We start from the raw sequence: 25,798 nt of genomic DNA on the forward strand, positions 1-25,798 counted from the left end.
TTCTTGATCACGCTGCACGTCACAAGGTTATCCGGGCGCTAAGTTGCAATGCTCACAACGACTTGTAGTACTACCGCACGTAGTACTACGTTGAGTGGAGACCACCCCAGAGCGAACCGCCGGTGGCCTCCTCACCCCATGCCCCGCAGGGAGAAAGCCATGCACAACGACGAGAACGAGGAACACTGGACCGACCACGCCATCTGCCGCGGCGCCGACCCTGATCTGTTCTTCCCGATCGGCTACTCCGCGCCGGTGCTCCAGGCTCAGATGGACGCGGCGAAGGCGATCTGCGCGAACTGCCCGGTGAAGGCGGAGTGCCTCGCGTGGGCGCTGCGGGTGGGCGAGCCCGACGGCATCTGGGGCGGGACGACCCCGGAGGAGCGGCGCTACCTGCGCCGGACGGCCGAGGCCCCCGCGCGGCGGCGGCTGCCGGTGATCGTGGTCCGCGGCGACGCGTCCGAGTCGGAGCACGCCTCCGCCGCCTAGGGCAGCAGGGCGACCTTGCCCACGACGCGCCGGTTGAGGAGGTCGTCCAGGACCCGCGGCGCGGACGCGAGGGGCTCCGTGCGCGGGGCCACTGGGTCGAGCCGGTCCTCGGCCACCATCGCGAGCAGCTCGTCGAGGAGCGCGCGCTGCTCGGCGGGGTGCGTCATGGACCAGGCTCCCCAGTCGACCCCGACGACGGAGCGGTTGCGCAGCAGGACCTGGTTGAGCGGGAGGGACGGGATGTCCCCGGACGCGAAGCCGATCACGACGTAGCGGCCGCGCTCGCGCAGGGCGCGCAGCGCGGGGTCGGCGAGGGCGCCGCCGACCGGGTCGTAGACGAGGTCGACGCCGCCGTCCGACCAGGCGCGGGCCGCGGCCTTGACGTCGGTGGGGCCGGCGGCGGAGTCGGCGCCCGCGGCGAGGGCGGCCCGGCGCTTCTCCTCGGACGAGGCGACCGCCAGGACGCGGGCGCCGAGGGCCGTCGCGACCTGGACGGCGGCGAGGCCGACGCCGCCGCCGGCGCCGAGGACGAGGACGGTCTCGCCGGCGGCGAGGGCGGCGCGGTCGCGGAGCGCGAAGAGCGCGGTGCAGTAGCTCTGGGTGAAGGTCGCGGCGCGCGGGGCGTCCAGCTTGTCGGGGATCGGGACCGCGGCGGCGGCGGGGACGGCGACGTGGGACGCGAACCCGCCGAGCCCGCACATCGCGAGGACGCGCGTCCCGTCGGGGAGGGTGCCGGCGACCTCGCTGCCCGGGACGAACGGGAGCGGCGGCTTGATCTGGTACCGGCCCTGGACGAACAGGGCGTCGACGTAGTTGACGCCTGCCGCCTCGACGGTGAGCAGGACCTGGCCGGGCCCGGGTTCGGCGGGGGCGGTGTCCTTGACGACGACGGAGCCGAGCTCCTCGCAGATCGCAGCGCGCATCCGTCCACTATGCCGGAAACCGAATCGGGTTCACCATCGGGCACCTTCCCGGGGGCGCGCGCGTTGACCCGGTGACGGCAGGATCGATCGGTCATACGGTGGCGACATGAGCTACACCCCCGACAGGCAACGCTCCGACGGGCTCGTCAAGGCCGGCACGCGCGCGCTGTCGGCGGCGGTGCTCATCGGCTCGGTGACGGTCGTGATGTGGATTCTCGAGGGCATCGACGTGCTCGACAACGGCGCGCTCGACCAGTTCGGCATCCAGCCCCACGACGTCGACGACCTTCCGGACATCTTCACCGCGCCGTTCATGCACGCGGGCTTCCCGCACCTGATGGCCAACACGATCCCGTTCGTGATCCTCGGGTTCATCGCGGCGGCGCGCGGCATCGCGAAGTTCCTCGCCGCGAGCCTGATCATCATCGTGGTCGGCGGGCTCGGCGTGTGGTTCTTCAGCTCGGCGAACACGCTCGGCTCCAGCATCCTGATCTTCGGGTTCTTCGGCTACCTGGTCGGGCGCGGGATCTTCGAGCGGCGGGTGCTGGACGTGGTGATCGCGGTGCTGGTGGTCGCGGTCTACGGGACGATGCTGGTCGGCGTGGTCCCGAACGACCCGACGATCTCGTGGCAGGGCCACCTGTTCGGGCTGATCGGCGGCGTGCTGGGCGCGTGGTTCCTGCGCCGGGGCCGGGTCGAGCCGCCGGCGGTCACCCGCGGCATCTGAGGCCCGCGGTCACCACTGCCCGCGGTCACCGGCCGGGAGCGAGCGCCGCGGTCACCGGCCGGGGGTGAGGTCGGCGGTCTCCGCCTCGACGCGCCGGGGCCGGGCGGCGACGGGCTCGTCGAGCCGTTCGGCGGCGGCCGGGGCGGTGAGGGCGGCCAGGCCGAAGGCGACGGGGATCCACGCCGCCACGGCAAGCCGCGGCATCTCGTCGACGAGCGGGTGCATCGACGCGACGGCCGCGCCCGTGAGTCCCGCGGCGGCGAGCGGCCAGGCGGCGTCCCAGCGGACGCGGGCGACCAGCCCGGCGGCGGCGAAGAGGAACGCGGCCGGGATCAGCGGGTTCTCGAGCATCGCCGGGCCGATGTCGCCGCTCCACAGGTCCCCGGCGGCGTCGGAGAGCCGGTGCCACGGGTCGGGCACGTCCGGATGCCGGAAATGCCGGGTGAAGGTGTCCTGGAGCGTCTCGTGGACGCCCGGCAGGTGCAGGGCGGAGCTGATCCACAGGTTGCCCACCAGCACGACTGCCGCGACGCCGGCGACGGCCAGGAACGTCCGCCGCGACGCGAAGACCGGGAGCAGGAGCACGGCGCCCGCGGCGAGCGCGGCGGCCAGCGCGACGCCGTTGGCGGGCTTGACGACGCACAGCAGCGCGAGCGCGCAGGCCAGCAGCGCCGATCCCGCGATGACGGCGCGTCCGCGCAGCACCAGCACGGCGCCCGCCAGCGCGGCCGTCACGCAGAGCAGCATGGGCGCCTCGGCCAGCAGGCGGCTGGCCCAGAAACCTGTCGGCAGCAGGTAGAACAGGGCCTCCGCCGCCAGGGCCTGGACGGGCCGCAGCCCGATGGCGAGCGCCAGCAGGACGGCCGCGACCCCGCACGCCACCCCCAGCGCGGCCGTCCCGGCGGCGACCCCGGACAGCCCCATCATCCGCACGAACGGGGCCGTGAGCAGCGGGTATCCGGGACGCGAGGTGAAGATCCGCTGGAAGCGGTCCGGTGCGACGCCGGGCAGCGCGGTCCGGTACTCGACGCAGTCGGCGCGGCTCCCCGCCGGGCGCGGGGTGCCCCGCATGAGGGCGTCGCAGGTGATCTCCGCGGCGCCGCGGTCGGCGGCGGGTGCGGACCAGCCCGCGTACCGGAGCGCGTCGCGCGCGTACCAGAAGGTGTCCGGTGTGGCGGTGGCGGCGCTCCCCGACCAGCGCAGCAGCCACAGGCCGGAGCCGAGCAGCACCGCGACGGCGATGAGCAGCGTCATCCGCGTCCGGGGCCGGTCGAGCGGGCGCGGCGCGGCGACGTCCGCGAACCGCACCCGCCGGGACGGCCACACCGCCGGGAGCCATCGGCGGCGCCAGGTCCGCGGCATGCGGGGCGGCGGCAGGTGCGTCCCGCCGGGTTCGGGGCCGTCGCCGGGGATCCGGCGGTCGGCGTCCTCTGGCCGTGAGTAACTCTGCGTCACGACCCGAGCACTGCCCGCCCGCCCGCACGGCAAGCGAGTTATGCGGATCTATCGGAAATAATTGGACATCCCTATAGGTCCCGGGTCGTCCGGAAAACCGCTAGTTCGGCCGGACGGTCACGTCCGACACGACCGCGTCCCGCGGCGTCTCCAGCGCGGCGACCAGCACGCGCGCCACGGTGCCCGGCGCGGCGAAGTCGTCCTCGGCGTACGGGTGGCCCTCCTGCGCGCGCACCTTCCGCTGCATCTCCGTGGCCGTCCGCCCCGGGTAGACCGTCGTGACGCGCAGCGACGGCTCCTCCGCCCGCAGCGAGTCGGCGAGCGCGCGCAGCCCGAACTTGCTCGCCGCGTACGCCGACCACTCCGGATTGGCGCGCAGCCCCGCGGTCGAGTTGACGAACACCACGTGCCCCCCGGCCGCGCGCAGCGCGGGCAGCAGCAGCCGCGTCACCTCGGCGGCGGACACCAGGTTCACCGACAGGTGGTCCATCCACTCGTCCGCCTCCAGCTCGGCGACCGGCGACAGATGCACGACCCCCGCCGCGTGGATCACGCCGTCGAGCCGCCCCGGCAGCTCCGCGCCCGCGAGCACCGCCTCGATCCGCCGCGGCTCGGTGAGGTCCAGCGGGACCGTCGTGATGGACGCGCCCGACGCGGCGGCGGGCGGCGCGCCCGGCGCGATCGCGATGGACTGGGTGGCGGCGTGCGCGGCGCCGGTGCGCAGCTTCCCGGCCAGCTCGCCCAGCCGGTCGGCGGAGCGGCCGGTCAGGACCAGGTCGTGCCCGCGCTCGCGCAGCAGCTCCGCGACCGCGGTCCCGATGCCGCCGGTCGCCCCCGTGATCAGATACGTGCCCATGGGGCCCCATTCTCCTCGATCTCCCTACCCCGATGGACGCGCGGGGCGGGGCGTCAGTTCGGGCGGAGGACGCGGGTGACGCCGGCGATGAGCGCGGTCGCGAGCACCCACCCGGTCGCGATCAGCGCGTAGGCGACCCACCGGGACCAGTTCTGCGGGTCGAACGCCTGCTGCTGCCCGAACGTGTCGATCGGGATCAGCAGGTCGAGGCTGTAGACCAGCGCGTGGAAATGCGGCTGCTCCGCCGGCTGCTTGATGCCCTTCGGATGGTCGAGGGAGAACACGACCGTCCCGACGGCGAGCAGCACCGCGAACCACGCGAACGCCAGCCACGGCCGGTACCCGTAGCCGACCGTCCAGTCCAGGACGTGGTTCCACACCCGCCCGACCGGGTTCGCCTTGCGGCGGCGGGCGCGCAGCTTCGCGAGCTGCACCCGGCGCGCCAGGTCGTCGTGGCCGATGCCGTGGTACCAGGCGGCGAGCTGCTCGTACGGCTGGAGATGGAACTCCGGGTCGCGGGACACCCAGCTCAGCCGGTCCTTGAACTCCCCGCCGCGCAGCGTCTGGTACGTCGTCCCGTTGAGGTACAGCTCGTCCGGCCAGATCGACGGATGGTCCATGATCAGGTCGATCCGGGAGAACGACAGCGACACCCGGCCCCTGATCTTCTCCGCCGGCCACAGCAGCAGCTCGTCGCAGACCATGTGGCTGGCGTGCAGCGCCATCCGCCCCGGGTCGGCCGAGTCGAGGACCGCCTTGGAGAACGACAGGATGCCGTTGAACCTCGCGCTGCGCAGCCGGACCGTCCCGACCGCGTGGAAGCCGGCGCTGAACTCGGCGGTGTTCTCGACCACCATGTTCTGCGCGTCCAGCGCGATCCGCCCCGGGTTGGACAGCGTCGTGCCCTGCATGAACAGCCCGCCGTTCATCTTCGCGCCGACGAGCCGGACCCCGCCGGTGATGTGCGCGTGCTGCGCGAACATCCCGACGTCGACGACGAGCCCGCCGCTGAACAGCGCCCACTTGTCCGGCGCGGACGCGGTGATGCGGGTCCCGTTCATCCGGAAGCCGCCGAGCAGCTGCGCGCGCGGCAGCCGCACCTCGCCCTCGATCTCCGAGCCGGACAGGCTGAGGTACCCGTCGGCCTGCAGCCCGCCGCCGTCGAAGCCCGGCATCCGGCAGTCGCCGAACCGCAGCTGCCGGGTGCGGGCGTTGGCGAACCGCGGCTCCTCGACGAGCCGGCACCGCTCCAGCCGCAGCTCGTGCTCGACGGTGCCGCCGGACACGTCCAGCCGGCCGGTGACGTACGCGCCGCGCAGCCGGACCGCCGCGACGGCCCCGGACCGCGTCTCGCCCGCGCCCAGCAGCAGCCGGTTGATGACCTCCGCCCGGACGATCCGCTCGGGCAGCGGCCCGGCGGGACGGTCGTCGCCGAGGACGACCCGCGCGCCGGTCGGGAACGCGGCCCACAACCGCCGCTCGGCGGCGCTGAGGCCGGGAGGTTCGCTGGGGGGCTGGGGCACGGGAACCCTTTCTACGCGGAGACCCCCTCCGCGATCAACACCGCGGAGGGGGCCCGCGTCGTCCCCCCAGCTCAGGGCCTAGAAGAAGCCGCGGCGGCGGCCGGCCTCCTGGAGGAAGCCGTCCAGCTCGCGCTCCCAGTCGGTGTGCTCGACGGTCGCGTAGTCGACGGTGAAGCGGCTGAACGCGTCGTGGCCCTCGGTGAAGACGCCGCCGCGCTTGTCCAGCTCCAGGACGACCTCCATCGACTGCGGGTACGACACGAACGTCACTTCGAGCTGCTTGATGCCGTGCCCGTACTGGTGCGGCGGGTGGAACTCGATCTCCTGGTAGAACGGCAGCTCCTGGTGCACGCCCCAGATGCGGCCCTTCTCGCAGTCGGCGTTGCGGAAGTGGAAGCCGAGGTTCGAGAACGCCGCGAGGATGCGCTCCTGCGCGGGCAGCGGGTGCACGGCGATCGGGTCGAGGTCGCCCGGGTCGAGCGCGCCCGCGACCTCCAGCTCGGTGGCGATGCCGACCGTGGTGCCGTGCAGCGGATGCCCGTACATGTGGGTGAGCGGCGCCTCCCACGGGATCGGGAACTGGAACGGGACGCTGTGCCGCATCCCCTCCTCCAGCTTGAACCCGCCCGCGACCGGCATCTTCGCGTACTCGATGTTGGAGGTGTACTCGCTGTCGTCGGTCTCGACCTCGACCCGGGTGCGCAGCGCGAGGTTCACCGACTTGATGTCGGAGTTGTACTGGCCGCCGATGATGACGACCTCGCCCGTCACGACCCCGCCCGGGGTGGTGTTCGGGTCGTGCAGCGTCGTCTCGATCGAGGGCCCGCCGATGCCCATCGCCTGCCGCAGCTTCTTGAAGACCAAGGTCCGTCCTCCTGTGTCCGAGCACCCCCGGTGCTCCCGTCGTCCCATAGACGCGCTTACGGGAGAGTACGTTCCTTAATGGCAGGTCGTAAGGCGAATCAGTGGCCCCCACCGGCCAGGTTCAGGCCGACGACGCCGACGATGATGCAGAGCAGCGCGCCGATCTTCACCGCGGACACCTGGTCGCCCATCACCAGCATGCCGAGCGCCGCGGTGCCGACGGCGCCGATCCCGACCCAGACGGCGTACGCGGTGCCGACGTCCAGCGTCCTCAGCGCATGGCTGAGCAGGCCGAAACTGGTCACGGCGAACACGAGGAACCCGGCGGACGGCAGCCACTCGGAGAAATTCTTACTGGCCTTCAGGCACAGCGCCATCGCGACCTCGAACAGGCCCGCGAGGATGACGAGGATCCACGCCATGGTGACTCCCGGATGCGTAGACGGCACGGTCACGCGTCGTCTTCGCTTTCCGGGTACGGCGCACCTCGTCCGGGAGGGCCCGCTCGGGGGCCCTCGTCCGCGTCAACGGCCCCGCGGTGCGGGGTGTTCCCGCCGGTGGCCCATGTCACCGGCGGGAACGTGCGGGCGCGCGGAACGCGGCCTCAGGAGCGTCCCAGCGCGCGGTACTCCCAGCCCGCCGAGCGCCACTTCGCGGCGTCCAGCGCGTGCCGGCCGTCCACGATCCGCTTGTGCCGGACGACCTGCGCCAGCGCGTCCGGCTCGATCTCCTTGAAGTCCGACCACTCGGTCAGCAGCACGACCACGTCGGCGTCCTGCGCGACGTCCAGCGCGCTGTCGCCGTAGCGCAGCTCGGGGAACGCGCGCCGCGCGTTGTCGAGCGCCGCCGGGTCGAACACGCGGACGTGCCCGCCGAGCCCGTGCATGGTGCGCGCCACGTCCAGCGCGGGTGCGTCCCGGATGTCGTCGGAGTTCGGCTTGAACGCCGCGCCCCACGCCGCGATCCGCTTGCCGGAGATCCCGCCGAGCATCTCCCGGACGAGGTCGACGGTGCGGGCGCGCCGCCGCCGGTTGATGTCGTCGACCTCGCGCAGGAACGACACGGCCTGCCCGACGCCGAGCTCCTCCGCGCGGTGCGCGAACGCCCGGATGTCCTTCGGCAGGCAGCCGCCGCCGAAGCCGAGGCCCGGCTTCAGGAACTTGCCGCCGATCCGGTCGTCGAGGGCGAGCGAGTCGGCGAGGTGCTTGATGTCGGCGCCGACCGCCTCGCAGACCTCCGCCATCGCGTTGATGTAGGAGATCTTCGTGGCGAGGAAGGAGTTCGCGGCGACCTTCACCAGCTCCGCGGTCGCGAGGTCGGTGCGGACCACCGGGGTGCCGAGGTCCAGGATCGGCTTGAACGCGGCCTCCAGCCGCTCCAGCGCCCAGTCGGACGCGACGCCGAACACCAGCCGGTCCGGGCGCATGGTGTCGTCCACGGCGAAGCCCTCGCGCAGGAACTCGGGGTTCCACGCCAGCTCGACCTCCTCGCCCGCCGGGGCGAGGTCGTGGATGACGCCGGTGATGCGCTTCGCCGTGCCGACCGGGACCGTCGACTTCCCGACGACCAGCGCGCGCCGGGTCAGGTTCGGGGCGAGCGCCCGTACCGCCGCCTCGACGTAGGTGAGGTCGGCGGCGTCCGACCCCGGCTGCTGCGGCGTGCCCACGCACAGGAAGTGGACGTCGCCGAACTCGCCGGCCTCCTCGAAGGAGGTGGTGAAGCGCAGCCGCCCGGACTCCAGCGCCTTGGTGAGCAGCTCCGGCAGGCCGGGCTCGAAGAACGGCACCTCACCGGACGCGAGCCTGTCGACCTTGCGCTGGTCGACGTCCACGCCGAGGACCTCGAAGCCCAGCACGGCCATGCAGATCGCGTGCGTGGCGCCGAGGTAGCCGGTGCCGATGACGGTGAGCCGCGGGGACTCCGTCGGGTTCATTTGCACTTCTCCTTCTTCACAGCTGACGGAAGAGACGACTCCCGATGGCTCTAGGAGCACTTGCCCTTGTTGATCAGTTCGCCGCCGGAGACCCTGTTGTCGCAGGCGACCGTGTTGCCGTCCGAACCGAGGAAGATCCCGACGCCCTTGGCGCCGCCCAGGTCGATGACGTTGCGGCGGAAGACGTTGCCGGTCCCCCAGCCCTTGTACTCCTCGTGGGTCTGGAAACCGTCCTTGACCGTCCTGGTCCCGCGGTTCCCCTCGATGACGTAGCCGTTGCCCTTCGCGTCGACCCACGAGTCGTTGACGCCGCCGCCCGAGAGCTGCGAGCCGTCGAAGACGTTCCCGACGAGGCGCCCGCCGGACGTGCCCTCCTTGATGTCCACCGCCTCCGCGGTGGCGGTGATCCGGTTCCCGGCGACGAGGTTGGCGTCGCTGGCGTCCGGCTTGCCCTGGGTGAGCTGGCCCCAGTTGTTGTGCGACGAACCGAGGTACACGCCCTCGCCGAAGCGCGGGTTGCCGCGGCCCGTGCGGGTGATGGTGTTGTACTGCACCGCGTTTCCGGTGCTGAAGTTGCGCAGGTGGATCGCCTCGTCGCCCACGTCGTGGACGTTCAGCCCCTGCACGACCGTCCCGCTGGTGCCGTCGAGCATGACGCCCTTCTGGCTGCGGGTGACGGTGAAGCCGATGAGCCGCCAGTGCGCGGCGTTCTCCAGGTGGAAGCCGTAGCCCTTGGTGACGGCGCCGCCGTCCAGCACGGACTGCGGCGTCCCGCACACGAAGATCGGCTTGGCCGGGGTGCCGGACTTCTGGCTGGAGTACTGGCCGGCGTACCGGCCGGGGGCCAGCCGGATGACGTCACCGGGCGCGGCCGTGTTCAGCTTCTCCTGCAGCTGGACGGGGCCGTGCACGGTGACCGTCGCCTTCGGGCACGCGATCCGCCGGTACGACGACGGCAGCGGCATCGCCGGCGCGGGCTGCCCGATCCCGCCGCCCGTGCCGGTCCCCGAGCCCGACCCGGCCCCGGCGCCCGCTCCGTTCCCCGTGCCGGCGGGCGTGGCCTGCCCCGTCCCGGGGAACGGGTCGGTCCCCGCGGTGTCCTTGGACTTGCCGCCGCCGCCCTGGGTGGCCAGCACGACCACCGCGCTCGTGGCGACGGCCCCCACGACCAGCACCCCGGCGAACCTCACATCGATCTTCACTGTTCACCCCCGTCCCCGTTCACGCGCCCCCGCGCGTCAGGAGCACTTGCCCTTCTTGGTGAGCTGTCCGCCGGACACCTTGTTGTTGCAGGCGATCGTGTTGCCGCCGACGGTGTCGTTGATCCCGACGCCGTTGCCGCCGTCCAGGTTGATCGTGTTGTTGCGGAACACGTTGCCGGTGCCCCAGCCGTTCATGATCTGGTGCACCTGGAAGCCGTCCGCGGGCGTCTTGTCGCCCTTGTTGCCCTCGATCAGGTAGCCGTTCCCCTTGACGTCCACCCACGAGTCGTTGTGCTTGTCGCCGCCGGTCTTCGACCCGTCGAACACGTTGTTGAGGATCTTGCCGCCCTTCGTGCCCTCCTTGATGTCGATCGCCTCGGCGGTCGCCCGGATGACGTTGCCGCGCACCACGTTGTTGTCGCTGTTGTCGACCTTGCCGCCGGAGACCGACTTCCAGTTGGACTGCGCGGTGCCGAGGTACACGCCCTCGCCGAACTTCTCCCGCCGCAGCCCGGTGTTGAAGATCTTGTTGTACTGGATGGTGTTGCCGGTGGAGAAGTCCCGCACGTGGATGGCCTCGTCACCGATGTCGTGCACCGTCAGGCCCTGCACGATCGACCCGTTCGTGGTGTCGCCGACGACGCCCTTCTGGCTGTTCTGCACGGTGAAGCCGATCAGCCGCCAGTAGTTCGCCTTGTCCAGGTGGAAGCCGTAGCCCTTCTTCACGCCGCCGCCGTCGATGATCGACCCCTGCTCCCCGCACAGGAAGATCGGCTGCTGCTGCGTGCCGGACGCGGTCGCGACGAACTTGCCGACGTACTTGCCGGGGTTCATCTTGATGACGTCGCCGGCCTGCGCGCCCTTGAGCGCCTGCTGGAGCGAGTTCGCGTCGCTGACGGTCTTGGTCGGCTTCGGGCAGGCGACCTTCCCGCCGCCGTCCGGGACGGGCAGCGTCAGCGGCGCGCCGGCCTGCGCGCCGCCGCCCGAGCCGCCGTCGCCGTCCCCGTCGCCCGAGCCCTGGTCGCCGCCCTGGTCGCCGCCGTTCTGCGGGGCGGGGCTGATCTTGCCGTCCGCGGAGGTCTTCTTCGAATCACCCCCGCCGCCGGTGGTGAAGATCAGCACCAGCCCCGCCGCGACCAGCGCGCCGACCGCGAGGCCGATGATGAACTTGACATCGATCTTGATCGTCATTGCCGAACTACTCCTTGGATGACCGCTCTGGTGCGTCGTGCCGCCGTGGACGCCGGGCTACCGCCCCGCGCGCGCACCGACCCGCTGACCGTCCTGGGAGGGGACGGTATCGGCGCGGCGGAGCAGCCGCACGGGCCGTTCCTCGAGCTTGTCCTGCGCCGCGTACGGGTGGGCGCCGAGGCTGCCGATGCGCAGCCGGGTGCCACGGGACCGGAACATGGAGACGGCGACCAGCAGGAACACGCCGCCCCAGATGACGTTCAGCGGCTTGAAGATCCGCTTCAGCCAGGTCGTGAAGCCCGCGGTCTTGTGCCATCCCTTGATGTTGTTGTTGGCGTTCTGGTACTTGCCGGTGGCCCGGTCGACGTCCATCACGCTCGTGCCGGCGCCGCTCAGCGTGTTCCCGGTGATCACGGTGCCGCCGACGTTGCCGCGCAGCGTCAGCCCGTGCCGGTGCGCCGACTGCACCGTGTTGCCGTTGAACGTGCCGTTGGCGTCCCGGAGGTACAGGGCCGTCTTCCCGCCGGTGACGACGTTGCCGGACACCGTCGCGGCCGTCATCCCGTCGCGCACCACGATCCCCTGCCGGGCGAACCCCTTCACCTGGTTCCCGGCGATCTGGATGCGGGTGCCCTTCTCGCGCGCGACGATCCCCATGTCGCCGCCGCTGATCTGGCTGTTCTGCACGGCGACGCTGGTGCCGCCGAGCAGCTCCACCCCGTACCGCTTGTTGTTCCTCGCGACGCTGCTGCTCACCAGGTTGTTGCCGAAGCTGGTGATCGCCTCGCCGGACGCCGACGGCCCCTCGGCGAGCGGCTCCCCGTTCAGCGTGAACCCGTTGCCGCCGTTCCCGTTCGACGTGCAGTTGGTGACGCGGACGCCCTCGGTCCCGCGGGACAGCACGAAGCCGTCGCCGCGGCTGGCGGTGACCGTGGTGTTCTCGATCGTCGCGTTCTTCGCGAAGCGGTGCAGCAGCACCCCGTCGACCAGGCTGTTCTTGATGTCGGTGTTGGTGATCTGCACCTGGTTGGACGCGGTGACGAACACCCCGTAGGCGTTGCCGTCGAAGCTGGAGTGGTCGATCGTCCCGCTGACGAGGCTCGCCGTCGGCACCTCGAACGTGCCGCCCTTGCCGGCCGCGCCCGCCGGGGAGACCTGGACGCGCTGCCGGTCGCCCTGCGTCGCCTCCTGCTGGCCGTCGGGCAGCTGCACCCGGTGCGCGGGCCCGGCGTCGGCCAGCTCGGCGGACGAGTCCGGGCGGTCGGAGCCGGTCAGCGCGACGCCGCCGGTCCGGCCGCTCCAGAAGCCGAGGTTCGACGTCTGGGTGTAGTGCATCTCGAACGTGCCGCCGATGGCGCGGATGTAGGCGCGGCCGTCGGCGACCTGCGTGTCCGGCTTGTTCGTGTCGTCGTTCCAGCTGGTGAAGCGGACCGGGTTCTGCGCCGACCCGTTGATCCGGACGGTGCCGCCCGCGCTGACGATCGAGGTGAACGAGCCGGGCACGCTGCGCATCCGGATCGTCAGCGGCCCGGTCGAGCTCTGCAGGATCAGCTTGCCGCCGGCCGCGACCATGACGTTGACGCTGAGCAGGTACGAGCCGTCGCTCTGCTTCTGGAAGTCCTGCCCGGCGAGCTTCTGCAGCTCGGACACGTAGTAGGGCTGCCGGCGCTGCGGCAGCATCAGCGTCCGGCCGGTGGCGGAGGTCATCAGCCGCGGCTGGCGGGCCGCGGCGGCGGCCGCGCCGCCGCCCGCGAGGTCGGACTCCTGCTTGGCGCGGATCTGCATGACCCGCAGGTCCTCCTGGTCGACCAGCGTCGACTGCTGCCGCGCCGAGCTCGGCGCCACGTCGTCGACGCCGGGCAGCCCGCCGTCCTGCTGGGAGTAGACGCGGTAGGCGTACGTGCCGCCGCCCGCGAGGCCCAGCACCAGCAGCGTCGCGACGACCTTGCCGGCGCCGCCCTTCTTCTTCTCCGGCGCGGCGCCGTGCCGCGGACCCGAGGGCCCGGCAGGTGCCGGCCCGGCGGCCGGTGTCGGCCCGCTCATGTCAGACCCCCCTCTGCGGCTGCGGGACGCCGCCGCGCGGCGTCGGGTGCGGCGGCGTCGCCGGCGGCGGCACCGGGCGCGGGCCGGTCGTCTGCGACGAGTGCGGCGCGACCGGCTGCGGCCCGCGCGGCACCGCGGGACGGCGCACGTTGCCGGGGACCGTCGGCGAGGCGGACGGCCCGCCGGGCGGCGGCGCCACGTGCCGTCCGGCGACCGGCTGCCCGGGCGGAGCGGCGAGCGGGTTCACGCCGCGGCCGCCGGCGCCCGCCATGGCGGGAGCGCCCGGCATCGGGCCCGGCATGGGGCCGGGCCGCGCGGGCATCGGCCGCGGCTGCGGCTGCGCCGACCGCCGCGGCAGGCTCCACACCTGCCGCTTCTCCAGCGGCTGCTGCAGCGTGTACGGGTGCAGGCCGAGCCGGCCGATGCGCTGCCGGTCGTTGCGGGCCCGGATCATCGAGAAGATGACGACCGCGAACACGCACGTCCAGATGACGTTCAGCGGCGTCAGGTACCGCTGGATCTTCATCCACAGCGACGCGGTGTCGTGCCAGCCGTCGTCGTTGTTGTCCTCCTTGACGACCTTCCCGTGCGACCGGGACGTGCTGACCGCGCTGGTGCCGGACCCGCTGAGCGTGTTGTCGCGGATCTCCGAGCCGCCCGCGGAGCCGATCACCGAGATGCCGTGCGCCTTCGCGCCCTTGATCGTGTTGCCGAGCAGCGTCGCCGACGAGCCGCGCATGTAGATGCCGGTGCGGGCGCCGTCCACGGTGTTGCCGGCGAGGTTGGCGTCCCGCACCCCGTCGCGCAGCGAGATGCCCTGCCGGACCTGCCCGGTGAGCTGGTTGCCGGAGATCTGCACGTTGGTGGCGGCGTCCCGCACGACGATGCCCATGTCGCCGCCGATGACCTTGCTGTTCTGCACCGACAGCTTGTCGCCGCCGAGCAGCTCGATCCCGTAGTGGCCGTTGTCCTTGGCGAGGCTGTTGTTGATCGAGCTGTCGCCGAAGCTCTCCAGCGACTCGCCGGACGCGGACGGCCCGTCCGCGAGCGCCTTGCCGTTCAGCGTGAAGCCGTCGTGGCCGTTCCGCTCCGCGGTGCAGTTGGTGACGCGGATCTTCTCGGTGGCCCGCGACAGCACGAACCCGTCGCCCTTGCTGCCCCGCACGGTGGTGTTCGCGATGTTGGCGTTCTTCGCGAACCGGTGCATGACCAGCCCGTTCACCTGGCTGTTCAGGATCTCGTTGTTGGTGATCTGGGTCTGGTTGGAGCCGGAGACGAACAGCCCGAACGCGTCGCCGGTGACGGTGCTGTTGGTGATCGACCCGGTGACGAGGTCGGCGGCCGGGACGTGCGTGGCGGTGCCGCCGGGCGTCTCGGTCTCGATGTCGCCGGGGCCGCCGCCGGTGTTGCCGCCGTTCTGCTGCTGCTCCTGGCGCTTCTTCTTGGCGGCGTGCCGCTGCTCCTTGTTCAGGTGCTTGCTCGCGCTGGACGGGCGGTCGGTGCCGGTCAGCGCGATGCCGCCGGTCCGGCCGCTCCAGAAGCCGAGGTCGGAGACCTTGGTGTAGTCCATCTTGAACTCGCCGCCGACGGCGCGGATGTAGGCGCGGCCGTCGGCGACCTGCCGGTCCGGGGCGTTGGCGCGCGGGTTCCAGCTGGTGATCTGCACCGGGGCGCGCTGGGTGCCCTTGATCTGGACGGTGCCGCCGAAGCTGACGATGGAGCTGAACGCGCCCGGCAGGCTGCCCATCCGCAGCACGAGCGGGCTCGTGCCGCTGGCGAGCAGCAGCTTCGCGCCGTCGGCGACGAACACGTGGATGCCGAGCAGGTACGAGCCGTCGGTCTGGCGGCGGAAGTACTGGCCGCCGAACTTGGCGAGGTCGGCGATGGTGTAGGGGCGTCCGTTGGTGGTCGGCGGCAGGACGAGCGTCTTGCCCTGCGCGGAGCCGAAGATCTGCGGCCGCTTCCACTGCGCGGTCGCCTGCCCGCCGATCATCAGGATCGCCGAGAGCACGGACCGGGTCTGCATGATCCGCTGGTCTTCCTGGTCGACCAGCGCGGCCTGCCGGTTGGCGTCGGCGACGGGGTCGGCGTGCGCGCGCGGCGCCGGCGTCCCGGGCAGCACCCCGAGGGGGACGAGCCCGAGCCCGAGCGCGGCGGCGGCCGTGGCGAGGCCCCGCCCCGCGGCGCCGGGAAGGCGCGGGCGGTGGTTCGGGTGCGTCACCTCAGCCCACTCCCTGGAGCGAGCTGGCGCTCTGCCCGGCGCCGCCGACCTGGTCGGAGGTGCGGGTCAGCCAGCCCTGCTTGTTCATGGTGATGAACGCGTAGAGCTTGATCGGCAGCGAGATGCCGATGACGACGAACACCGTCAGCGGCAGCAGCAGGATCTCGCCGGGGTGCCGCTTGAGGTGCGACCAGCCGCGGATGCCGCGGCCGAGCAGCACCCAGCCGAGCGCGAGCGTGATGCCGATCGGGTTGAAGTTGTCGGCGATCCGGCTGAAGATCAGGTAGCCGAGGGTGACGGCCATGGTGACCGGGGTCAGCAGGATCTGCAGCACGGTGACCTTGGTGACGAACGGCGTCTTCCACAGCCAGCCCTTCCACAGGGCGGTCAGGTAGCAGCGGTAGGAGTTGCGGCTCCACCGGATGCGCTGCTTGAAGAAGGCCCGGAACGAGTCGGGGAACATCGAGATCGCGCGCGCCGACGACTGGTGCACGGTCTTGTAGCCCTGCGACAGGGTGAGCCAGGTGAGCCGGCCGTCGTCGCCGGCGATGCAGCGGCGGCCGAGGAAGAACTCGTTCTCCAGGTTCTCCACCACCGGCAGGATGACCGAGCGGCGGTAGGCGGCGGTGCGGCCGGACAGGCAGGCGACGCCGCCCTTGGAGCCCATCGCGGGGACGTAGTCGTAGTAGCGCAGGTTGACCAGCCAGTCGGCGATGCGGCGCCAGACGCTGGTGGTGCGCTGGTAGACGTTCTGCTGGGTGCCGACGCCGCCGACCTGCGGGTCCTCGAACGGCATCTGGACGGCGTCGAGCAGGCCGGGCTGCCACCAGGTGTCGGAGTCGGCGAACACGATGACCTCGCCGCGGGCGGCGCGGATGCCGACGCCGAGCGCGGAGCGCTTGCCGGAGTGCTCGTAGACGAGCACGTGCAGCCGCGGGTCGGTGACCTGGGCGAGCCGCCGGTGCCCCTCGGTGTCGGCGACGTCGATCACGATGATGACCTCGCTGGGGTTCTGGGCGAGCCAGCTCTCCAGGCAGCGGATGAGGATCTCGGGGTCCTCGCGGTAGGAGGGGACCACGACCGAGACGGTCGTCCGGAAGTTGTTGACCACCGGCTTGTCCATGCGGGACAGGATCACCCGGTAGAGCCAGAGCCCCCAGACGAGCAGCCCGGCGAAGCCCAGCGGGACGAACTTCCGCCAGTCGCCTCCGGCCGTCGCCCCCGCGACCGAACTCCAGGCGTCACTCAGCCACCCCGTGACAGACGACAAAACAGGTCCTCTCTCTCCCGTGGCATCGGGAGCTCCGCCGACTCTTGCGACCCCGTGCCACCTCAAGTAAGAGTGAGCAGACCAGCAATTGGTTCATCTTTGCCAGATGCGGCCACACTTGCCCTATTGGCGGGGCTCTTTATCGTGCCGCATGATCAACTGTCAAGGGATTGCCGGGGATCGTTCGTCGATCGATGCGTCCGTAAGCAGCCGGACGCACGGACGCCATGCTTCGGAAACACCCGACCGGTAGTTAGCTGCCGTGTAGAGGGCTGGAAGTCCGGTTGATTGCCATTTGTCGGCTTTTAGCTACGCGCCAGTAGGCGTGGTGTGATTCGTGTCACGTTTAGTCGCCACCGGGAACGTCTCTGTGGCCTGCGTCCCGCAAGCCGCCCGGTTTTGGGTGGTTGCCACTGGTTACCAGCGGGTAGCATGATGTCGAGTTACTGACCAGTAGAACGTGCGGGGCCGGCCGGCGCCGCCGGACCAGACGGAGTCTCGAATGGGGCACTACAAGAGCAACCTCCGGGACCTGGAGTTCAACCTCTTCGAGGTGTTCAAGCGCCAGGACCTCCTCGGCAGCGGACCGTACGCCGACCTGGACGAGGACACGGTGCGCAGCATCCTCGACGAGGTGAACCGGCTCGCCGAGGGCCCGCTGGCCGACTCCTTCGAGGACGCCGACCGCCACCCGCCGGCGTTCGACCCCGCCACCGGCGCCGTCCAGATGCCGGAGAGCTTCAAGAAGTCGTTCAAGGCGTGGATGGACGCCGAGTGGTACCGCCTCGACCTCGCCCCCGAGTTCGGTGGCAGCGGCGCCCCCCGCTCGCTGACCTGGGCCGTCGCCGAGCAGGTGCTGGGCGCCAACCCCGCCGTCTACATGTTCGCCTCCGGCCCCGGCTTCGCCCAGATCCTCTGGCACATCGGCACCCCGGAGCAGAAGAAGTTCGCCGAGCTGGCGCTGGAGCGGCAGTGGGGCGCCACGATGGTGCTGACCGAGCCGGACGCCGGCTCCGACGTCGGCGCCGGCCGCACCAAGGCCGTCCAGCAGCCCGACGGCACCTGGCACATCGAGGGCGTCAAGCGCTTCATCACCTCGGCCGAGCACGACATGGCCGAGAACATCTTCCACCTGGTGCTCGCCCGCCCCGAGGGCGCCGGCCCCGGCACCAAGGGCCTGTCGATGTTCCTCGTCCCCAAGTACCTCGTGGACGTCGAGACCGGCGAGCTGGGCGAGCGCAACGGCGCCTACGTCACCAACGTCGAGAAGAAGATGGGCCTCAAGGTCTCCACGACCTGCGAGCTCACCCTCGGCGAGAAGCACCCCGCCGTCGGCTACCTCGTCGGCGACGTGCACCAGGGCATCAAGCAGATGTTCCTCGTCATCGAGTACGCCCGGATGATGGTCGGCACCAAGGCGATCGCCACCCTGTCCACCGGCTACCTGAACGCGCTGGAGTACGCCAAGGAGCGCGTCCAGGGCGCCGACATGACGCAGATGACCGACAAGGCCGCCCCGCGCGTCACGATCACCCACCACCCGGACGTCCGCCGCAGCCTCATGACCCAGAAGGCCTACGCCGAGGGCATGCGGGCGCTGGTGCTGCTCACCGCGTCCTACCAGGACGCCGTGCAGGTCGCCGAGCACGAGGGCCGCAAGGACGAGCAGGCCGAGAAGATCAACGACCTGCTGCTGCCGATCGTCAAGGGCTTCGGCTCCGAGCGCGCCTACGCGCTGCTCGGCGCCGAGTCGCTGCAGACCTTCGGGGGCTCCGGCTTCCTGCAGGAGTACCCGATCGAGCAGTACATCCGCGACTCCAAGATCGACACCCTGTACGAGGGCACCACCGCGATCCAGGGCCAGGACCTGTTCTTCCGCAAGATCCTGCGGGACAACGGCGAGGCCCTGAAGGTGCTCGCCGGCGAGATCAAGGCGTTCGCCGAGTCCGAGGCGGGCAACGGCCGGCTGAAGAACGAGCGGGCCCTGCTCGGCCGGGCCCTCGACGACGTGCAGGGCATGCTGAACCCGATGATCGGGTGGGCGCTCGGCTCGATGGAGAACCCGAGGGAGCTGTACCGGGTCGGGCTCAACACCTCCCGGCTGCTGCTCGCCCTCGGCGACCTGATCGTCGCGTGGCTGCTGTGCCGGCAGGCCGAGGTCGCCCTCACCGCCCTCGGCGGCGGGGACGTCTCCGACTCCGACAAGGCCTTCTACACCGGCAAGGTCGCCGCCGCGCAGTTCTTCTGCCAGACCGTCCTGCCGCGCCTCGCGTCCGACCGCGCCGTCACCGAGGCCACCACCCTCGACGTGATGGAGCTGCCCGAAGAGGCGTTCTGACCCGCCGGCACCACCGAGCCCACCGCCCTCCCGCGGACTGGGAACGCGCGGCCCCTGCCACCCTTGTGCGGCAGGGGCCGCTGCGCTTCCCGCGCCGGGGTCACTAGTGTGGGCGCGTCTCCCCCCGCCCCCCCGAAACCGAACCGGAGAACCCGATGCCGGACATCCGACACCGCGTCTCTTTGCGTCTCCCCCTGGCCGTGTCCCTCGCCGGGGTGCTGGTCGCCGCGGGCTGCTCCGACTCCGGCAAGGCGGGCAAGAGCGACCCGCCGACCGCCAAGGCGGGCGGCTCCACCACGCCCACGGCGACCACCGCGGCGGCCGGGTTCACCAAGGAGGGCTGGTTCGGCGGCGCCGACGGCCTGCACGCCCGCCTCCAGATCACCGGCGTCGAGCGGCAGGGCGCCAAGTCCGTCCTGAAGTACAGCCTGACCTCGCTCGACCAGGCGCCGAAGTCGGTGCCGATCGAGATCGCGCTGCTCGACCCCGTGGCCGGGAAGCTGTACAAGCCGACCGCGACCACCAGCGCCGCGCAGCTCGCGCCGAACGCCACCCGGCAGATGCAGGCCGAGTATCCGGCCGTCCCGCAGAACGTCCAGAAGCTCACCGCGATCACCCCCGGCACCGCGGGCGAGTACGCCGGCATCCCCGTGACGGGCGTCGGGGACGCGCCCGCGGCGGGCGCCGCGACGCCCGGCGGGAACCCCGCCGAGCTGTACGACATCACCGAGGGCGAGATCAAGGACGTCACGTCCAGCGGCACCGACGTCACCATGAACCTGCGCACCGACGTGCTGTTCGCGTTCAACTCCGCCAAGCTCTCCGGCCGCGCCAAGTCCGTCCTGGACGAGGCCGCGCAGGAGATCAAGGCGAAGGCCGATCCGGACAAGCGGCCGCTGACCTTCGACGGCCACACCGACAGCAAGGGCAGCGACTCCTACAACCTCAAGCTGTCCCGCCAGCGCGCCGAAGCCGTCATGAACGAGATGAAGAAGCGGCTCGGCGGCTCCTTCAAGTACTCGGCGCACGGCAAGGGCGAGGCCGAGCCGGTCGCGAAGGAGGGCGGCAAGGACGACGCGCAGGCCCGCGCCCGCAACCGCCGCGTCGAGATCTCCTACGTCGTCCGGCAGCAGACCGACGGCACCACCGGCTCCAGCACCGCCGCCGCGGACGGCCGCGGCGGCACCGTCGCGCCCGCCGCCTTCCACGGCCAGGACGGCAACACCGTCGCGAGCCGGTACGGCCGCTTCGGCGCCGACAAGCGCCGCCTGGACGTCAAGCCGTTCTACCGGGACGGCGCCTACATCGTCTGCGTCTTCACCATCACCGACGAAGGCCCCGGCACCACCCCGCCCGACGCGAACTACGCGCACAAGGACTACCCGGGCGGCGCGTTCACGTCGTTCTCCGTCCTCGCGCAGGGCGGCAAGGACGTGTACCGGGCCGTCCGCGTCGGCCCCGGCGACCCCGGCAAGCCCGCCGTCTACGTCGACCCGGGCCGCGCCACCTTCCTCACCGCCGTGAACCAGCCGCAGCGCGGGTTCATCTACGTCCCGGCCCCGCCCGGCAACATCTCGTCCGTGGTGTTCGACGGCGGCCCCTTCGGCAAGGTCCTCAACGTCCCGGTCCAGTGACCCCGCGCGGCGTCACTGCTTGGCGGACGCCACGAACGTCTTGATGCGCTGGGCCGCCCGGTCCAGGTCGGCCTTGGGGACGTGTGCCTTTTCGGCGGCCTGCACGAACGCGTAGGTGAGGGCGGCCGTGCAGAGGTCGGCCTGCGACCACGGCTTGGTGCAGCCGATCACCGTCGGCCACCCGTTCGCGTCCATCGTCGCGAACGACACGGCCACGTACGGGCTCGGCGGGCCGCCGTTCGTCAGTTCGTCCTTCCGGATGGACGCCCGCATGGTGCGCACTCCGGTCGGGATGGCCTGCACGGGCAGCGGGGGCTGGCAGCCGCCCTCCTGCTGCTGCGCCTGCGGCGAATCGGGGAAGTAGTCGCAGTCCATCTGGTATTTCGAGCTGACCCCTCCCGGCAGCACCTGGGTGATCGTCCCGGTCAGGCCCGCGCCCCCGGTTCCGTTGCGGGGCGGGACGTCGGTCTCCCCGCCGCCGTCCACGCCCATGGACCCCGCGCACCGCTCGGCGGCCGGAGCGATCAGGTACTGCCCGATCTGGGTGCGGAAGACGGCCGCGCCCTTCGGGAGCGTGACCTGCTCGGGCAGCCGCACCTTCGCGGGCCCGGCGGACGGCGTCATCGTCGTCATCGTCGGGCCGGCGTAGGTGGTGGTCGTGCAGTCCCGGACGGCGGCGACGGTGACGGCGGGCGGCGCGCCGGTGTCGTGCTTGCCGCCCGATCCGTGCCCGGTCGTGGTCGCGACGATGACGGCGCCGGCGGCGACGACCGCCGCCGTCCCGGCCGCGGCCGCCGCGATCCCGCCCGCTCCCTTCAGCCCGCCGGCGGCCCCCTTCGCGCCCGCCGCGGCGCCCTTCCCGGCCCCTGCGGCGTGGCCCGCGCCGTGCCGGGCGCCTTCCGCGGCGAGGCGACCGGCCGTGTCGCTCGCCGCCTGCCCCGCCGCATGACCGGTGGCCTGCCCGGCGGCGTGCCCGGCGGCTTGGCCCGCGACCTGCCCGGCGGCGTGGCCCGCGGCTTGGCCGCCGGGGAGCAGCCAGGCGGCGAGCGGGAACAGCGCGGCGAGCGCCGCGGCGGCCGCCGCGAGCGTGCGGACGCCCCGCTCCTCCCAGTCCGGCCCGTACGCCTCCCGGGCGACCCCTTCCAGGTCCGCGACGAAGGCGGCGGCGCTCGCCGGCCGGTCGTCCGGCGACTTCGCCATCCCGGCCGCCACCAGCGGGCGCAGCGGCTCGGGGACGGCCTCGACCGGCACCGGCGCCGTGAGATGCGCCCGCCTCAACTCCCGCCGGTCCCCGCCGAAGGGTCGCCGCCCGCTGACGCATTCGACGAACACGCAGGTCGCCGAGTACACGTCGCCGGCGGGCCGGGCGACGTGCCGGTCCCACTGCTCGGGCGCCATGTAGTACGCGGTCCCCGAGCCGCCCGCCTCCCGTCCCGCCGGAACGGCGATGCCGAAGTCGACCAGCCGGCTCTTCCCGTCCGCCGGAACCACCACGTTGGCGGGCTTGTAATCGCGATGCACGACGCCCAGCGCGTGCGCGGCGGCCAATCCCAGCAGCGAACCCTTCAGCACCGTCAGGGACGCCTCGGGCCCGAGCGCCCCGTTCCGCTCGAGAAGCTTCTTCAGCGACACCCCGTCGACCGCCTCCATGACGATCGCGACGCCGTCCGCGCCCTCCACCAGGCGGTGCAGGCGCGCGACATGCGGGCTGTCGGCCCGGGCGAGCATCCGCGCCTCGTGGCGCATCCGCTCCCGCTCCGCCTCGTCCGCGCCTCCGGCCAGGTACTTGATCGCCACGGGCGCGCCCGACGCGTCGTCCCGGGCCAGGACGACCCGTCCCTGACCGCCGCGCCCGAGTTCCCGGATCTCGGTGTACCCGTCGACGTGCCACTCGTCCATGTCTCCGCCTACTCGCTCGGCGCCTGCCGGCCGGTCGCCGCCCACGCCAGAGCATCCGACGACGCTCTGCCGGTGAGCCGGATGAAGGCGAGCCGCGCATTCACGGCAACAAGAGATCGACCCTGCCCACGACTCCGCCGCCGAGGCGGGACCGCAGCGTGTGTCCCGCGACCGTCCTCGGATCATCGGTGCTCAACGGCATGAACCTGGCCAAGGCGATCCTCCCGCCGCGCGTTCTGCGGGGATCTTAATGTCGCCGCCATATCCGAGGAAGGCGCGCGCGCCCGGCGGGCCGTGGCCGCCGGCGTTGATGTGCGGATTTCTGCTCGCGGCCATTTCCGGCGGGCGATTTTGTGATCATCTCGGCCGCGTTATCCGCCGGTCCGAAAACAGGATCCGGTGCCGGTGAACGTCCGCGGTGCGGGGGAGGGCGCGCGCCGGGTGGGCGCGCGCCCTCGTGTCCGCGGACGGCCGCGCGGCTAGTTCCGGTAGCGGAACACGATGCGGCCGCGCATCGGGTCGTACGGGGTGAGCTCCACCAGGACCCGGTCCTCCAGGACGATCTTGATGAAGTGCTTGCGCATCTTCCCGCTGAGATGCGCGAGGACCCGGTGGCCGTTCACCAGCTCCACGGTGAACGTGGCGCTGCGCAGGCACTCGACGACCCGGCCTTCGAGTTCGATGCCGCTCTTCGTCATCGGACCAGCTCCAGGTTGCCGCCGGCCGGCCGCGCGCCGAGGCCCTCGAACAGGGCCGATGCCGCGTGGTTGGACTCGTGGACCTCGGCCCAGGCCACGTCGGACCCGGAGCGGTGGAGCGTCCCCAGGGTGTGGGCGAGCAGGGCGCGGGCGATGCCGCGCCGCTGCTCGCCGGCCCGGACCGCGACCAGGCCGATGCGCGGCCGGTGCACCGTCGCCACCCGGACCAGGCCCAGGTAGCGGTCCGGTGCCGCGGCCACCGTGCAGCGGGACGGGTCGATGCCGCCGGGGCGGGGGACCACCTCGGCGGGCATCGACTGCCAGCCGGCGGTCGCCTCGACCTCGGCACGGATCGCACCGTCCAGCGCCCGCAGCAGGTCCTGGTCCGCCCGGCCGGCGGGCAGGATCGTCACGCCCTCGGGCGGCGGGACGTCGCCGAGGCCGGTGACCCGCGGGTCCGTCGGGACGGCGTACTCCCGCTCGCGGCGCCGGATCGTGAAACCGGCCCGCAGCCAGCGGGCCGTCAGGTCGGTGTCGGCTTCGTCGACGACCGTGTACAGCGGCGCCGGCAGGTCCGCCAGCATCGCCTCGGCGAGACGGTCGAAGGTCGCGTCGCGCCAGGCGTCGATGCAGACGAACAGGCGTCCGTCGGGCCGGTGCTCCGCGTAGCCTCGGCCGGCCACGCGGTCGTCGTCGAGTGCGTGCCAGTGCCTGTCCGCGACGCGCGTGACCGCGCCGCCGGCGAGGCCGGACGTGAAGGGTTGCGTGTTCATTCGGAGTCTCCTTCAGGAGCGCCTCGATCTCAGGTGCTCCCGGCGACACCGAACGTCAGCCGCCGGACCGTGACGGGCGGAGGGAGCACCCATGGGTGACTGTGTTCACGGGGCCTCACCTCCTTGCACGACTTCACGGTCCGGCCACGACGGTAGCCACGGCCCGCCGCCCGCTCAACTGCTTTTCGGTCAGGGCCGGGCGGGGACGGATGCGCAGGTGGACGGGGACGGCTTGCCGGTCAGGCGGTCGATCAGCCACGAGACCGCGTCGGGCTGGTCGAGGAGGAGCGGCGCGAAGTGGTTCAGGAGGGTCTTGTCGCCGAGGTTCGGCAGGTCGACGGGGACGTAGCTGACGTTGCCGCCGCGACGGCACCAGTCGACGGCGAGCTGCCGCGCCTGGGCGTGCGGGACGATGTCGTCCTTCACGCCGGTCGTCAGCCGGACGGGACCGGCGGGCTTGAGCCGGCCGATGCGCTGCTTGTCCAGGACGGCCTGCGCCGCCGGGATGGCGGGGAGGATGTCGGCGATCGGCTTGCCGCTGACGCTCCACTTGGTGCTGGAGGTGAAGCCGTACCTGAACAGGACGTCGCCCACGCACATGGTGGACATGTCCTTGAGCGCGGCCTTGCCCGCCGCGTTGATGTTGGCGTCGACGAGGCGGCGCAGGGCGGGGTCGGACTGGGCGAAACCGTTGATCGACCAGCCCAGCGCGCCGACGAGCGCGCTGCCGTCGATGCCCTTCATGACCGCGGTCAGGTCGGCGGGCGGCGCGCCCGCGTACGTGCCGGCGAGGTGGACGTCGGGCGCGTAGGCCGGCTGGAGTTCGGCGGCCGCGGCGCTGGCGCCGCCGCCCTGGCTGTAGCCGTACAGCCCGACCTTCGACTTCGCCGTGATGGACGCTCCCGGTACGGCGCGCGCCGCGCGCGCGGCGTCGAGGAGGGCGTGCCCTTCGTCGAGGCGGTTCACGTAGGTGTGGAGCCGGTCGGTGGCGCCGAGGCCGACGTAGTCGGTGACGACGACGGCGGCGCCGGTGGACAGAACCCGGTAGATCGCGAGGTCCTCGTAGGACACGGACATCGTGTCGCCGGTGAGCGTCAGCGGGTTCTGCAGGGCGTACGAGGGGGCGCACTGGTCGCCTTGCCCCATCGTCCCGGAGGCCAGCGCGACGAGCGGGCGGGGCCCGGGGCCCTTCCAGGCGGCGGAGGGTTCGATGTAGGCGCCGGTCACCGCGACGGGCTTCCCGTTGGAGTCGGTCGACTTGTACATCAGCCGCGTCGCGGTGCCGGGCAGCGGACGGCCGTCCAGCCCCGGCAGGCTCAGCCCGAGCGGCAGCGGCTCGGTCCGGACGAGCGCGCCGTTGGCCGGCGGCAGGGTGGCGGGCGGGTTGTAGAAGACCGGGATCGTGACGCCTCGGGACACGACGGCCGCCGGGTCCGAGGGGGCCGCCAGGACGGGTCCGGCCTGGGCGGTCGCCGCCAGGACGGCGGCCGACGCCACGGCCGATGCCCGGCGCGCCAGGGGTCCGGTTCTTCTCATGCTCGCTCCAGGTGCCGCTGATAAGGACGCGCTTACTCTGCCACCTGTTGACATCGCGTCCTATAAGCGGGGTGCGCAATCGGAGCGCTCCAATCCACCCCCGGCTGACATGGCGAAGGCGCGCGCCGGGAACGGCGCGGGGGGCCCGGGGCGCGCCGCGAGGGCCACGCGCCCACGCGCCGCGGGGCGGCGGGGCGGTGGCCCCCCGCGGCCCGCACCCCGG

General features: G+C 72.1%; 20 protein-coding genes and 1 riboswitch. Of the genes, 4 read left to right on the plus strand and 16 right to left on the minus strand.

Features of this window, described 5'->3' with window-relative positions; translation table 11 throughout:
• Positions 1-159: 159 nt before the first annotated feature.
• A complete protein-coding gene (locus tag AB0C78_RS40620) occupies positions 160-489 on the plus strand; it encodes a WhiB family transcriptional regulator (RefSeq protein ID WP_151543281.1) in 330 nt (109 codons plus the stop codon).
• Here AB0C78_RS40620 and AB0C78_RS40625 read toward each other — a convergent pair.
• A complete protein-coding gene (locus AB0C78_RS40625) occupies positions 486-1,412 on the minus strand; it encodes an NADPH:quinone oxidoreductase family protein (protein WP_360758852.1) in 927 nt (308 codons plus the stop codon). The two genes, AB0C78_RS40620 and AB0C78_RS40625, sit on opposite strands and share 4 nt — an antisense overlap.
• A 106-nt stretch (positions 1,413-1,518) precedes the next feature.
• Between AB0C78_RS40625 and AB0C78_RS40630 the strand changes: the two genes are divergently transcribed.
• Positions 1,519-2,139 (plus strand): rhomboid family intramembrane serine protease, encoded by a 621-nt coding sequence (locus tag AB0C78_RS40630; RefSeq protein WP_360758854.1) that lies wholly within the window; start codon positions 1,519-1,521, stop codon positions 2,137-2,139.
• 51 nt (positions 2,140-2,190) lie between these two features.
• On the opposite strand, the gene AB0C78_RS40635 is transcribed toward AB0C78_RS40630, so the two are convergent.
• From AB0C78_RS40635 to AB0C78_RS40685, 11 genes are all read right to left on the minus strand, one after another.
• The gene (locus AB0C78_RS40635; RefSeq protein WP_360758856.1) at positions 2,191-3,594 is read right to left on the minus strand and encodes a hypothetical protein; all 1,404 of its coding nucleotides are present in this window, start codon (positions 3,592-3,594) and stop codon (positions 2,191-2,193) included.
• Positions 3,595-3,694: 100 nt separating this feature from the next.
• Positions 3,695-4,450: an SDR family oxidoreductase gene (locus AB0C78_RS40640; protein ID WP_360758858.1), complete on the minus strand. Its 756-nt coding sequence runs from the start codon at positions 4,448-4,450 to the stop codon at positions 3,695-3,697.
• A 53-nt stretch (positions 4,451-4,503) separates the two neighbouring features.
• Positions 4,504-5,973, minus strand: coding sequence for a hypothetical protein (locus AB0C78_RS40645; protein WP_360758860.1), 1,470 nt, complete (start codon positions 5,971-5,973; stop codon positions 4,504-4,506).
• Positions 5,974-6,051: 78 nt separating this feature from the next.
• Complete coding sequence (locus AB0C78_RS40650) at positions 6,052-6,837, minus strand: sporulation protein (RefSeq protein ID WP_151543299.1); 786 nt, start codon at positions 6,835-6,837, stop codon at positions 6,052-6,054.
• Positions 6,838-6,935: 98 nt separating this feature from the next.
• Positions 6,936-7,259, minus strand: coding sequence for a multidrug efflux SMR transporter (locus AB0C78_RS40655; RefSeq protein ID WP_151543275.1), 324 nt, complete (start codon positions 7,257-7,259; stop codon positions 6,936-6,938).
• 30 nt (positions 7,260-7,289) lie between these two features.
• Positions 7,290-7,356: riboswitch (guanidine-III (ykkC-III) riboswitch) on the minus strand.
• Between the two features lie 85 nt (positions 7,357-7,441).
• Positions 7,442-8,770, minus strand: coding sequence for a UDP-glucose/GDP-mannose dehydrogenase family protein (locus AB0C78_RS40660; protein WP_151543274.1), 1,329 nt, complete (start codon positions 8,768-8,770; stop codon positions 7,442-7,444).
• A 50-nt stretch (positions 8,771-8,820) separates the two neighbouring features.
• The gene (locus AB0C78_RS40665; protein ID WP_360758863.1) at positions 8,821-9,972 is read right to left on the minus strand and encodes a right-handed parallel beta-helix repeat-containing protein; all 1,152 of its coding nucleotides are present in this window, start codon (positions 9,970-9,972) and stop codon (positions 8,821-8,823) included.
• Between the two features lie 36 nt (positions 9,973-10,008).
• Entirely contained in the window at positions 10,009-11,163 is a 1,155-nt protein-coding gene (locus tag AB0C78_RS40670) for a right-handed parallel beta-helix repeat-containing protein (protein ID WP_360758865.1), read from the minus strand.
• Positions 11,164-11,220: 57 nt separating this feature from the next.
• Entirely contained in the window at positions 11,221-13,206 is a 1,986-nt protein-coding gene (locus AB0C78_RS40675; RefSeq protein ID WP_360758867.1) for a right-handed parallel beta-helix repeat-containing protein, read from the minus strand.
• Between the two features lies 1 nt (position 13,207).
• A complete protein-coding gene (locus tag AB0C78_RS40680; protein WP_360758869.1) occupies positions 13,208-15,427 on the minus strand; it encodes a right-handed parallel beta-helix repeat-containing protein in 2,220 nt (739 codons plus the stop codon).
• Position 15,428: 1 nt separating this feature from the next.
• The gene (locus AB0C78_RS40685; protein ID WP_151546779.1) at positions 15,429-16,697 is read right to left on the minus strand and encodes a glycosyltransferase family 2 protein; all 1,269 of its coding nucleotides are present in this window, start codon (positions 16,695-16,697) and stop codon (positions 15,429-15,431) included.
• A 502-nt stretch (positions 16,698-17,199) separates the two neighbouring features.
• Here AB0C78_RS40685 and AB0C78_RS40690 point away from each other — a divergent pair.
• The gene (locus tag AB0C78_RS40690) at positions 17,200-19,035 is read left to right on the plus strand and encodes an acyl-CoA dehydrogenase (protein ID WP_360758871.1); all 1,836 of its coding nucleotides are present in this window, start codon (positions 17,200-17,202) and stop codon (positions 19,033-19,035) included.
• 155 nt (positions 19,036-19,190) lie between these two features.
• Positions 19,191-20,669 (plus strand): OmpA family protein, encoded by a 1,479-nt coding sequence (locus AB0C78_RS40695; protein ID WP_360758873.1) that lies wholly within the window; start codon positions 19,191-19,193, stop codon positions 20,667-20,669.
• A gap of 12 nt (positions 20,670-20,681) precedes the next feature.
• On the opposite strand, the gene AB0C78_RS40700 is transcribed toward AB0C78_RS40695, so the two are convergent.
• The 4 genes from AB0C78_RS40700 to AB0C78_RS40715 all read right to left on the minus strand — a co-directional run bounded on the left by AB0C78_RS40700 (position 20,682) and on the right by AB0C78_RS40715 (position 25,575).
• The gene (locus tag AB0C78_RS40700) at positions 20,682-22,568 is read right to left on the minus strand and encodes a serine/threonine-protein kinase (RefSeq protein WP_360758875.1); all 1,887 of its coding nucleotides are present in this window, start codon (positions 22,566-22,568) and stop codon (positions 20,682-20,684) included.
• Between the two features lie 479 nt (positions 22,569-23,047).
• Positions 23,048-23,266 (minus strand): translation initiation factor IF-1, encoded by a 219-nt coding sequence (gene infA / locus AB0C78_RS40705; protein WP_360758877.1) that lies wholly within the window; start codon positions 23,264-23,266, stop codon positions 23,048-23,050.
• Positions 23,263-24,039 (minus strand): GNAT family N-acetyltransferase, encoded by a 777-nt coding sequence (locus tag AB0C78_RS40710; protein WP_360758879.1) that lies wholly within the window; start codon positions 24,037-24,039, stop codon positions 23,263-23,265. Before AB0C78_RS40710 ends, infA begins: the two co-directional genes overlap by 4 nt.
• Before the next feature lie 189 nt (positions 24,040-24,228).
• Entirely contained in the window at positions 24,229-25,575 is a 1,347-nt protein-coding gene (locus AB0C78_RS40715) for a lipase family protein (RefSeq protein ID WP_360758881.1), read from the minus strand.
• Positions 25,576-25,798: the final 223 nt, after the last annotated feature.

Source organism: Actinomadura sp. NPDC048394 (assembly GCF_040651755.1).
In the GTDB taxonomy this organism is placed as follows: domain Bacteria; phylum Actinomycetota; class Actinomycetes; order Streptosporangiales; family Streptosporangiaceae; genus Spirillospora; species Spirillospora montaniterrae.

Excerpts from the sequence above, each read along its gene's own strand:
- AB0C78_RS40620 (WP_151543281.1), top strand. The coding sequence starts at position 160 with ATGCACAACGACGAGAACGAGGAACACTGGACCGACCACGCCATCTGC.
- AB0C78_RS40625 (WP_360758852.1), bottom strand. The coding sequence starts at position 1,412 with ATGCGCGCTGCGATCTGCGAGGAGCTCGGCTCCGTCGTCGTCAAGGAC.
- AB0C78_RS40630 (WP_360758854.1), top strand. The coding sequence starts at position 1,519 with ATGAGCTACACCCCCGACAGGCAACGCTCCGACGGGCTCGTCAAGGCC.
- AB0C78_RS40640 (WP_360758858.1), bottom strand. The coding sequence starts at position 4,450 with ATGGGCACGTATCTGATCACGGGGGCGACCGGCGGCATCGGGACCGCG.
- AB0C78_RS40655 (WP_151543275.1), bottom strand. The coding sequence starts at position 7,259 with ATGGCGTGGATCCTCGTCATCCTCGCGGGCCTGTTCGAGGTCGCGATG.
- AB0C78_RS40660 (WP_151543274.1), bottom strand. The coding sequence starts at position 8,770 with ATGAACCCGACGGAGTCCCCGCGGCTCACCGTCATCGGCACCGGCTAC.
- AB0C78_RS40670 (WP_360758865.1), bottom strand. The coding sequence starts at position 11,163 with ATGACGATCAAGATCGATGTCAAGTTCATCATCGGCCTCGCGGTCGGC.
- AB0C78_RS40675 (WP_360758867.1), bottom strand. The coding sequence starts at position 13,206 with ATGAGCGGGCCGACACCGGCCGCCGGGCCGGCACCTGCCGGGCCCTCG.
- AB0C78_RS40690 (WP_360758871.1), top strand. The coding sequence starts at position 17,200 with ATGGGGCACTACAAGAGCAACCTCCGGGACCTGGAGTTCAACCTCTTC.
- AB0C78_RS40695 (WP_360758873.1), top strand. The coding sequence starts at position 19,191 with ATGCCGGACATCCGACACCGCGTCTCTTTGCGTCTCCCCCTGGCCGTG.
- AB0C78_RS40700 (WP_360758875.1), bottom strand. The coding sequence starts at position 22,568 with ATGGACGAGTGGCACGTCGACGGGTACACCGAGATCCGGGAACTCGGG.
- infA (WP_360758877.1), bottom strand. The coding sequence starts at position 23,266 with ATGACGAAGAGCGGCATCGAACTCGAAGGCCGGGTCGTCGAGTGCCTG.
- AB0C78_RS40710 (WP_360758879.1), bottom strand. The coding sequence starts at position 24,039 with ATGAACACGCAACCCTTCACGTCCGGCCTCGCCGGCGGCGCGGTCACG.
- AB0C78_RS40715 (WP_360758881.1), bottom strand. The coding sequence starts at position 25,575 with ATGAGAAGAACCGGACCCCTGGCGCGCCGGGCATCGGCCGTGGCGTCG.